Raw genomic sequence first — 10234 nt, forward strand, 5'->3', positions numbered from 1 at the left:
GAGGGGGATTCAATGGAACAAAAACGTGTAGTTCAAGTTAATGGTTTATCTAAGTTATATCAAAAACGAAAAACTAAGGAGATTGTAAAAGCGATCGAAGGTGTAACCTTTGATGTTTATGAAGGGGAGATTTTAGGTTTATTAGGTCCAAATGGGGCAGGTAAAACGACAACAATTAAGTGCATGTGTGGGCTGTTAAAACCAGATGAAGGGAGTGTACAAATAAAAGGTACTAATGTAGAGAAGTCTCGTCTTAAAGCCTTAAATCATATTAGTGCTGTATTAGAAGGTAATCGAAACCTTTATTGGCGTTTAACAGTAAGGGAGAACCTTGAATATTTCGCAGGTAATAGAGGAGCTAGAAGGAAGGATGTGCAAACAAGAATTGATCACTTATTAAATCAATTTAACTTAAAACATAAAGAAAACGAGTTGGTAAGTAGTTTATCAAGAGGGATGCAACAAAAGTTGGCAATAGCTGTAGCACTACTTGCTAATACTGAAGTTATACTTTTAGATGAACCAACTTTAGGGATCGATGTGGAAACAGGTTATGAAATTCGAGAGCTACTAAAGGAAATCGTAAAAAAAGAAAACAAGACGATTATTATAAGTTCACATGATATGCCTGTCGTTCAGGACTTGTGTGAGAGAACAGTCATTTTTAACCATGGCAAAGTTATTACTAATGAAAAGGTAGATAATTTAATTGACTTGTTTGAGACAAAGGCATACTGTTTATCGTTAGGCGAAGAGTTAAACGATCAGCAGCTGAAACAAATTGAAACTCATTTTCCAATCTATAGATATAGTAATCAAAAGTTAGAAGTGACACTAGAAAAAGACGGTGACATTTACTACTTAATGGACATTTTAAAAAGTGCATCAACTAAAATTGAGAAAATTGATCGGACGACGATTGATTTTGAACAAGTGTTTATGAACTTGATTAGTAGGGAGGAAAATGAGTATGTCGTTAGTTCATCTAATTAGTGCCAATGCGAGAATGGAATTTATTGAATTAAAACGTTACTTACCTAATACGATAGCTATGTTCTTGACGTTTTATATTATATTTCTAGCGATGTTTTTCGGGATTAATGTCATTGGAGATCCTCAACATGCTGAGACTAATATTCAATACGGGATCGTCAATATGGTATTTTGGTTTTTAACGATGATGACGTTATCGAACATTGGTTTTACGATTACTCTTGAAGCAACAAGAGGTACTCTAGAGCAATTATACATGTCGCCTTACGGTGTTTGGAGGATCTTGTTAGCGAGGTTTATTGGTTATTTACTTATTAATAGTGTCATTGTCATACTGCTACTTCTAACGACGATGTTAACAGCGAATCAGTGGTTAAATTTGCAACCGCACATTGTGGTTCCGCTATTATTTTTAACGATCATTGGCATTATAGGAATTGGGTTTATGATTGCAGGTATGACCGTGATCTTTAAACAGATGAGTGCGTTTTTACAAATACTTCAATTCATTTTAATGGGGTTAGCGTTTGTGCCGTTATCTATAGCGCCATTTTTAGTCTTAGCACCATTTGTAAAAGGGTTCGATATGGTGCGTGAAGTCATGATTCATGGTTATACATGGAGTCATTTCACAGCTGCTGATTTGTCAATTTTAATCGTAAACTCTTTAGTGTATTTAATCATTGGAGTGTTAGTCTATTTAAAATGTGAAAAAGTCGCTATGACGAAAGGTTTAATCGGAAACTATTAACCTTGTATAAATGTTAATTCATGCTAAGATAGCGTAAGGGTGGTGAAGAAATGGTACGTTCTTACGTATTCTTAATAATTACAGTGATCATCTTTTCTGGGAACTTACTAGTTGGTAAGGCAATTAGTGATTTGCCACCAATTACAATCACTTTCTTCCGCTGTCTTATAGCTTTATTAATAGTTATTCCTTTTGCGTGGAAGCAGTTGAAATGGCAGAATCATGTTTTGATTGAAAATTGGAAGCCATTATTTGGATTTGCTTTAACAGGAATCGTTACTTTTAACGTATTAGTTTATTTAGCGTTAAATTATACATCAGCAATTAATGCTGGAATTGTTGAAGCCTCAACACCAATGTTTGCTGTTATTTTAGGCTTTTTTATTCTAAAAGAACGCTTGAATAAGAGGCAGTTATTCGGGATAGGGTTATCTTTTGTCGGAGCTGTGTGGGTGTTATCAAACGGTTCGATCAACATGTTGCTATCAATGCAATTTAATCCAGGTGACTTAATCATGCTGTTAGCCATTATAGTGTGGGCTGTTTACTCACTGCTAGTCAAGCAGCATAATCATAAGTTCCCAATTTATAGTAGTATAGTCGCGATGTTAAGTATAGGTGTAGTCTTTTTATTACCGATGATGTTAGTCGAATGGTATTTTGTTGGCTATCCATTTGTTCAAACTGATATAAATCATTGGTTAGGACTTATTTATTTAGGGATTTTTCCGTCTTTTATTGCCTTAATGCTATGGAATTTAGCAGTTGCTGATATTGGGCCATCACTTTCAAGTGTGTTTTTAAACTTATTACCAGTATTCACAACCATAGGAGCGGTATTATTTTTAAATGAGACGTTATTGTTGGCACATGTATTGGGTGGTTTGTTAGTTATTGTAGGTGTGTTATTAGTCAACATGAACTTAAGTAATATAAAATACTTTAGAAAACATATAGCTTGATAATAGAAAAAGGTGACCTCAAAAATAGGTCACCTTAATTTTTATTTTGATGCTTTTTGAAGTTTATGAATCATTTGAAGTGACTTTCCAGTACCGATTGCTACACACTCAAGTGGATTTTCTGCAATGTGAACTGGTACGTCTACTTCACTAGAAAGCCATTCAGACATTCCTTTTAGTAGTGCACCACCACCTGTAACTGTAATACCTTGGTCTACGATATCACCACTTAGTTCTGGTGGACAATTTTCTAATGTTGATTTAATCGCTTCTAAAATGTTTTCTAATGGCTCACGAATCGCTTCTTGGATCTCTTTAGAGTCCAGTGTAATCGTTTTTGGTAAACCTGCAACTAAGTCGCGTCCACGCACTTCAATAATAACAGGTTCATGGTCGACTAAAGCATAACCGATTTCCATTTTTATTGTTTCAGCAGTACGTTCACCAATTAGTACGTTGTAGTTTTTACGAACATATTGAATAATTGCTGCATCAACGTGGTCACCACCAACTCGTACGGATTGAGCTGACACGACACCACCGAATGAAATGATAGCTACTTCACTAGTTCCACCACCGATATCGACTACAACGTTTGAGACAGGCTCATCAACTGGCAAGCCAGCACCAATTGCTGCAGCTAATGGCTCTTCAATAATGTGAACATGTTTAGCACCATATTCTTTAACAGCATTTTCAATTGCACGGCGCTCTACAGATGTAGATCCTGTTGGCGCACAAATAATGACATTAGGTTTACGCATGGAAACACCGACACGCTTGCTAACTTTCTTCAACATTTCACTTAACATTTGTGCTGTTACTTCATAATCTGCGATAACACCGTCTTTTAATGGACGGATCGAAGTAATATTAGCAGGGGTCTTACCGATCATTTCTTTAGCCTCATGACCAACTGCTAGTACATTTCCTGATTTCGAATCAACTGCAACTACAGAAGGCTCATTAAATACGACGCCTTTACTTTTACTATATATTAATAAGTTTGCAGTACCTAAGTCTATTCCAATTTCTGCATTTGCAAACATTGAGATGCCCCCATATCTTTTGTGTCTGTTTATATTATCTATACAATTCGTAAGTTTATCACGATTTTTGAACTATTGACGTTAAGAATTTTTGACAAAAAAATTACAGAGGCTTTAACCTCTGTAATAATACTGGTTATTTTTGCTTACTTTCTAATAAGTTAGCAAGAGTCGATGCATCATATTTCTCTATTTTACGACCTTCGTAATTGTTAATGCCGATTTTCTTTAGCTCAGATACGTACCAACCTTTAGTACCTACGTACATGAATAGCCCTCCTTTAGTTTTACCCTAAAAAGTATGCAAAAGATATTTTACCATCAAACCTTTACACAAAAAAGAGTAAAGCATAGAATTTATTAGGAATTTTATTGATGAATTAGATATAATGAAGTACAGTTAACTCCAAAAGTAATCATAACATTTGATTTATAAAAAGAAAACAATTAATTATAGAAAGGTTTTGACTATGTCATATAAGCCCCTTGAAGAGGTGAAACAACGGTTAGAAAGGCTCGGGACGTATGAGCTAAATGAAGAAAAATTTGTAGAAGTTGCAGAATGTGTTTTAAAAGAAGAAGAACCAATAGATCGTTTAATAGAAGGGTACCATCAGTTGCTCGATGAAGTTTCTAATGAAATGAAACAAATGGATGGCCATATGGGGATGACCCCTACATGTCAGATGGGGTGTGCATTTTGTTGTTATTTCCCTATTATCATTACAAGACTTGAAGCTAAAATGATTATTCGGTCGATTGAATCAATGAATGAAAAGCGAAGACAAAGTATAAAGGCACATCTAAAAGAGTATTTTGAAGTAAACAAAGGAAACGTAGAATATTGCACAACATTAGATTTTCAAAACGAGGATGTAAAATTAGATTATATGAAAGCACAATTACCATGTCCACTTTTAAATACTGAAACAAATACTTGTATGGCATATGAATCTCGTCCATTACCTTGCCGAACTTATGTTAATTATATGGATCCGAAATTTTGTGAAGATCATTTAGTACCAGAAGAAACAGTAAGTTTTGAGTTTTTATACGAAGATTATATGGGGAACTTAAACGAAATTGCTCAAGAGGTAGCACATGAAGATGAGACGGTTAAATACCCAGAAGATTTGTTTGAGTATAACTATTTGCCAGCCTTTCTAAAAGAGTGGATTCAAAGGGAGGAGTAAGGTGTTTAAAAGAATTGCTTTTATTTCAGTCATTGTCGGTTTATTATTATTTTTCATTTTTAGTGAATTGCAAAAGTATCAAACGTTTGATGAAGCAATGGCAGAAAGTTTACAGGGTGAGACTAATATCGAGTATGTAACGGTTGATTCATATTCGTCTTATCCAACAAGAGAGTCCGGTTCAGAACAAATAGAGAAGGAAATTGATGATTTATTTAACAACTTGAGCCGAATTGAATTAAAGGAGTCAACTGATTATTATTTAGACGATATTTTATATCATATTCATGTGTATACTACGACTGAAGTGAATGAGGGCTATACGAGCCATAATAGTTTTATTATTCGTTTAGGAGAAGATGGTGTTCAAATGAATGGTAATCGTTATGAGCTTAGGGATGATTCCAATCCAGTGGAAATATTGGAAGGATGGCTTAGTCAAAATGAGATAGAACTAAAGCCGTTCGAAGAGTGAAATAGGCTTTGATGGAGCAGAGCTAAAAGATAACCCCGAACGAAGTCAAAATATGATTTCGTTCGGGGTCTGTGTATTAACCAGTTCTGCCTGCACCTCTTTTATTGATCACTCAGTGTTTCAACTAATACGAGACGGTCGTCATCAACTGGTTTTACTTTTGCATCTGTCAACCACATCGCTGACATACCTAACTGTAAAGCAGGCGCAATTTCATTCATAAAGTTATCACCAACAGAAAGTACACGCTCTGGATTTATATTATAACGGTTCAAAACATCTTCAAAATGTTGTTTCGTATAGACTGGTTTGCGAGCCCAGGAAATCAATTCTACGAAGTATTTGTCTAGTTCAAGAAATTCAAGCAAACGCTTTGCGTCTTCTTCATCACTATTGGTACAGACGATTAACGTATGGTCTTGATAAATCGATTCTAGATATTCTTTTAGTCCAGCTGTTTGGTTTAAGAAACCATCAAGTTCAGCCATTTGTTCTTTCGTCTTGTTATAAGAAGCTTGAATCGTATCAACTGTAATTCCAAAGTGCCTTGCGATCGCATATGGTGGCCACCAACCGTCGCCAATTGGTACCCAATTAACAAAGTCGAAGTCACTTGCTTTAATTTTATTTGGTGCATCATCAATTTTGACAACTTGATTATTCCAATCCCTTGCCTCAGTTAATTGTTCTGTAAAGGGGTCCCAAGTCCAGATAAGATCATGTATGCCATCATAAATTTTCCCGATTTGAACAGGATGATTACCTGCTAAAATGTTGTTATAATGTTCGTCAAACTGTTGCTGCTCGTCAGAAGATAGATTTGCTTTTAAATTTTCAGTATGTAACTTGAAATGTTCTGTTCCCTCATATAAAGTTCCGTCTAAATCAAAGATTACTAAGTCATGTTGCTCTAAAAACTGTTTGTCCATACCTTCCACCCTTCCTTTTCCCTATTCTCTCTAATATGAGCTCAAAAAAAGTGTGAATTCTTAGTTTGACGCTCAAGTTTTAGTTAAAGTTATTTTACCATAGTTGTATTTTTTCATTAAGAAACTAGTGATATAAAACTACTATTTTTCGCCAGTTTCGTGTAAAATATACATGAAATCAACAAGCGAAAGGAAGTCAGCATGCGAACGGTATGGACATTCACCTACGCCATTAGTTTTTTATTTTATGCATCAAGAAAATTAAAACAAGTAAAGAAAACGACGACATTCGAGCAACAAGAAACGATTCACCAAGTGCCGAAATACTTCGGGAAACAAGTTGTAAAAAGGTCAGGTTCAGAAGTGATCGTAACTGGGGAAGAGAATATTCCAGAAGGATCTTTTTTAATCGTGAGCAATCATCAAGGTAATTTTGATATTTTTACGTTATTAGGTTATTTCAAGAAGCCTTTTGGGTTTATTGCTAAAATTGAGTTAAGTCGTATTCCTGTTGCAAAGCCATGGATGGATTATATGGGTTGCTTATTTTTAGACCGTAATAATCGAAGGCAGTCAGTCGAAACGTTTAAACAAGGCATTAAAATGTTAGAGCAAGGTTATAATTTAGCTATTTTTCCAGAAGGGACGAGGACAAAAAGCAGTAAGATGGGGGAGTTTAAATCAGGTAGTTTCTCATTAGCGAAGAAATCAAATGTCCCTGTTTTACCTGTTATGATTAACGGAACATATAAGTCTATGGAAGCGAACAATAATCGAATTACACCTGGAACGTTTTATTTAACGATTTGTGAACCAATTATGCCTGAGGAGTACGAGAGCATGAGTTTGCAGGAGTTATCTGATGAAACTCAAAAAAGAATTCAATTAGAGTTAGACCGACTTGAAGGTGTTACGTACAAAGAAGAAGAGCAGCTTGCATAGTGTTTAAGCTAGCTTAAAAAAGGATATAGTTAATAAGTGCGAATAACAATGTGAAGGTGATTAATAATGGTCAAAGTTTTATTTGTATGTTTAGGCAATATTTGCCGTTCTCCTATGGCAGAAGCGGTTTTTCAAGATTTAGTTAGCCAAAAAGGTTTAGAAGGACAGTTTGTAGTTGATTCAGCAGGTACGGGCGATTATCATATTGGCTCATCCCCTCATCAAGGAACAATAGATCAATTAAAAGAAAATGGAATCAATGGTAATGGCTTAACGGCTAGACAAATAAATGAAGACGATTTTGTGCATTTTGATTATATTATAGCGATGGATGATGATAATATTAGAAATATACGCCAAATCGAAGTTGATGGACATCAAGCTGTTGTAAAAAAGCTATTAGATTTTATGCCTAATTCAACAGTCAAGAATGTACCAGACCCTTATTTCACAGGGAACTTTGATGAAACATATGACCTAGTATCAACGGCTAGTAAATATTTACTTGATGATATTAGGAGTGAAAAAGATCTCTAAAACTGGAGGTAATAAAATGCGCTTATGGCAAAAAGGGATAGTGTTTGGTGCGTTATTCGGCTTTTTAATAACACTATTTAAACGTGAGGAACGACAGCATGTCTTGGGTCAGTCAAAACAGGCAGTTGATCAAGTGAAGTACATTTATCAACATCCTTCTCAGTCAGTTCACCAACTACGAGTTAAATTAAATGACGTCATGTCAGGTGTTGATCAATTCATTTATCAATTAGACCAAATTGAAAAGAAGATGAATGAGAAAACGAAAAAACTCGATCAGTAGGTGAGTATTTGTGATATTTGAGAAGCGTTTTGGAAAGAGTTGTTTCATCGCTTCTCTGCTGACGAAGTACCAGCTTTATCAGCCAGCTTAGCCTATTTCTTTCTACTATCATTACTCCCATTTATGATTTTCTTGTTAACGTTAGTTGGCTTTTTACCAATTAATGAAAACCAAGTTTTTCGGTTAGTGGATGACTATTTTCCACCTGATACAATGGGGCTTGTTCGAGATAACATTGACCATCTAATGGCGCAGCGTAACGGAGGGTTATTATCTCTCGGTTTAATTGGTACGATATGGGCTGCCTCAATTGGTGTAAATGGGTTAATTCGAGCATTTAATCGCGCATATGATATTAACGAAGAACGACCATTTTTTGTAACACGTGGTTTAGCAATTGCATTAACAGTTCTAATGGTGTTAGTGATTGCTGTTGCTTTAGTACTTCCTGTCTTCGGACGATTACTTGGAGAGTTTTTCTTTTCGTTCTTCGGTGTTACAGATGAATTCCTTGCAATATGGGAGTCCATGCGATGGATTGTCTCTGCGTTTGTCATGATTTTTGTTTTAACTGTATTGTATATCGCTGCACCGAGTAAAAAAATTAAGTTTGCCCATGCATCCCTGGAGCTGCAATTGCGACAATTGGATGGCAAGTGTTATCGATTGGTTTTGCTTTTTATGTAGAGAACTTCGGGCAATATTCAGCTACTTACGGAAGTTTAGCTGGTGTCATTGTACTCATGATTTGGTTATTCTTATCTGGAATGATGATTATTATTGGCGGTGAAATAAACGCAATTCTTCACAAATATAAAGGTCGGTTAATTTCAAAGTAAAAGAACTAGAGAGCGATATGTCTCTCTAGTTCTTTTTTAGTTAATAGGCTTAGGTCTTTTTAAAATCATTAATATTAAAACGGCTGATATAAATACAATAATAATATAGAAAAATGAAACGTTAGGGAATAGGTCAATAAAAGTACCACCAAATAATGGTCCAGCTATACTTCCTAAACTGAACATGACACCACACAATATGTTACCCGCTGGAAGGAGAGATTTAGGCAGTAAGTCAGTCATAAATGAAACCCCTAAAGAGTAAAGAGAACCAACAAGCATTCCAGCGATTGCAAACGTGACCATTAATCCTATGATTGATTGTTCGAAAAATGTAGCAATCCAAAAAGTGAATGTACCACCTAACAATACAAAGATCAGTACTTTATGGCGTCCAACTCTGTCACTTAACATCCCTAATGGAATTTGCGAAATTAGGCTACCTGCAGCAAAAAACGGGATGATAAATGAAATCATCGTAACTTCATGACCTAGTCTCATAGCGTAAACTGGAAAGTTACTATGTAAAGCAGTTTCTAGAAAACCGTATGTGAATGGAGCAAGAAGAGCAATCCAAGAATATTTAAAAGCTCCTTTAAAACGAGTCGTCGTCTTTGTCGTTGTAACTTGTACTTCTTCTTCAAAAACAGGAAAGTCATTTCTAACAAAGAAGATTAAAGACCAAACGAGTAGACAAAGAACTGAACTTAAAATAAATGGTAAAGCTTGATTAATTTCGGCTAATGGTGTCATTAATGGACCGACAGTGAAACCAAGACCGAATGACAATCCATAAATAGCAACTGAGCGACCTCTTTTAAATTCAGGCGTTGTCGTTGTGATCCAAGTTTGCGTGCCGAAATGAAGAATGTTATCTCCAATGCCTATTAAAAGACGTAAAATGAACCAAAACCAAATCGACTCCCATAAAGTAAAAAAGAAAAGTGAAGAAAAGACAATGACGCCACCAAATAATATGATTGGCTTATAACCATATTTTCGTAAAGGTGGTTCTAAAAAAGGAGATACAATTAAAATCCCTATGTATAGTGCAGTTGCATGTAACCCATTTATTGTACTTGAGACACCTTGTTCTTCTAATAAGACGGCAATTAAAGGAAGGAGCATGCCTTGTGAAAAGCCTGAAATGCCAACAAGGGCCACTAAGATTGTAAACCTTCCGCGTGCTTGAACGATAATACTCCCTCCAATTCTAGTTAAGATGGTGTTATTGTATCGTAATTTCGTGTTAAAATAAATCTAATATAATAATATAAAAGG

General features: G+C 35.4%; 12 protein-coding genes and 1 pseudogene. 9 read left to right on the forward strand and 4 right to left on the reverse strand.

The window, feature by feature from the left end:
• The first annotated feature begins 12 nt into the window (after positions 1 to 12).
• From A194_RS0111180 to A194_RS0111190, 3 genes are read left to right on the forward strand one after another with little or no spacing between them, the layout of a single operon-like run.
• Complete coding sequence (locus A194_RS0111180) at positions 13 to 993, forward strand: ABC transporter ATP-binding protein (RefSeq protein WP_029425204.1); 981 nt, start codon at positions 13 to 15, stop codon at positions 991 to 993.
• A complete protein-coding gene (locus tag A194_RS0111185) occupies positions 971 to 1744 on the forward strand; it encodes an ABC transporter permease (protein ID WP_017186932.1) in 774 nt (257 codons plus the stop codon). Before A194_RS0111180 ends, A194_RS0111185 begins: the two co-directional genes overlap by 23 nt.
• 50 nt (positions 1745 to 1794) lie before the next feature.
• Positions 1795 to 2706: a DMT family transporter gene (locus A194_RS0111190; RefSeq protein WP_017186933.1), complete on the forward strand. Its 912-nt coding sequence runs from the start codon at positions 1795 to 1797 to the stop codon at positions 2704 to 2706.
• Positions 2707 to 2747: 41 nt separating this feature from the next.
• Here the strand turns inward: A194_RS0111190 and mreBH are convergent, their stop codons facing one another.
• Both mreBH and A194_RS19825 read right to left on the reverse strand, forming a co-directional pair.
• Positions 2748 to 3755: a rod-share determining protein MreBH gene (gene mreBH / locus A194_RS0111195; RefSeq protein WP_017186934.1), complete on the reverse strand. Its 1008-nt coding sequence runs from the start codon at positions 3753 to 3755 to the stop codon at positions 2748 to 2750.
• 136 nt (positions 3756 to 3891) lie between these two features.
• Complete coding sequence (locus tag A194_RS19825; protein ID WP_017186935.1) at positions 3892 to 4023, reverse strand: YflJ family protein; 132 nt, start codon at positions 4021 to 4023, stop codon at positions 3892 to 3894.
• 202 nt (positions 4024 to 4225) lie between these two features.
• Between A194_RS19825 and A194_RS0111205 the strand changes: the two genes are divergently transcribed.
• Positions 4226 to 4948, forward strand: a complete 723-nt coding sequence (locus A194_RS0111205; protein ID WP_017186936.1) for a YkgJ family cysteine cluster protein — start codon at positions 4226 to 4228, stop codon at positions 4946 to 4948.
• A 1-nt stretch (position 4949) separates the two neighbouring features.
• The gene (locus A194_RS0111210; protein WP_017186937.1) at positions 4950 to 5423 is read left to right on the forward strand and encodes a hypothetical protein; all 474 of its coding nucleotides are present in this window, start codon (positions 4950 to 4952) and stop codon (positions 5421 to 5423) included.
• 101 nt (positions 5424 to 5524) lie between these two features.
• Here A194_RS0111210 and A194_RS0111215 read toward each other — a convergent pair whose 3' ends face one another.
• Complete coding sequence (locus A194_RS0111215; protein ID WP_017186938.1) at positions 5525 to 6352, reverse strand: HAD family hydrolase; 828 nt, start codon at positions 6350 to 6352, stop codon at positions 5525 to 5527.
• A gap of 201 nt (positions 6353 to 6553) precedes the next feature.
• Between A194_RS0111215 and A194_RS0111220 the strand changes: the two genes are divergently transcribed.
• The 4 genes and pseudogenes from A194_RS0111220 (at position 6554) to A194_RS18240 (ending at position 8953) form a co-directional block, all read left to right on the forward strand.
• Entirely contained in the window at positions 6554 to 7294 is a 741-nt protein-coding gene (locus tag A194_RS0111220; protein WP_017186939.1) for a lysophospholipid acyltransferase family protein, read from the forward strand.
• A 66-nt stretch (positions 7295 to 7360) separates the two neighbouring features.
• Positions 7361 to 7831: a low molecular weight protein-tyrosine-phosphatase gene (locus A194_RS0111225; RefSeq protein WP_017186940.1), complete on the forward strand. Its 471-nt coding sequence runs from the start codon at positions 7361 to 7363 to the stop codon at positions 7829 to 7831.
• 16 nt (positions 7832 to 7847) lie between these two features.
• Positions 7848 to 8114, forward strand: coding sequence for a hypothetical protein (locus A194_RS0111230; protein WP_017186941.1), 267 nt, complete (start codon positions 7848 to 7850; stop codon positions 8112 to 8114).
• A gap of 39 nt (positions 8115 to 8153) precedes the next feature.
• Positions 8154 to 8953: pseudogene (locus A194_RS18240) on the forward strand (YihY/virulence factor BrkB family protein).
• Between the two features lie 36 nt (positions 8954 to 8989).
• Here A194_RS18240 and A194_RS0111240 read toward each other — a convergent pair.
• Positions 8990 to 10117, reverse strand: a complete 1128-nt coding sequence (locus A194_RS0111240) for an MFS transporter (RefSeq protein WP_017186943.1) — start codon at positions 10115 to 10117, stop codon at positions 8990 to 8992.
• Between the last annotated feature and the right edge of the window lie 117 nt (positions 10118 to 10234).

It is taken from the genome of Alkalibacillus haloalkaliphilus C5 (assembly GCF_000269905.1).
Lineage (GTDB): Bacteria > Bacillota > Bacilli > Bacillales > Alkalibacillaceae > Alkalibacillus > Alkalibacillus haloalkaliphilus_A.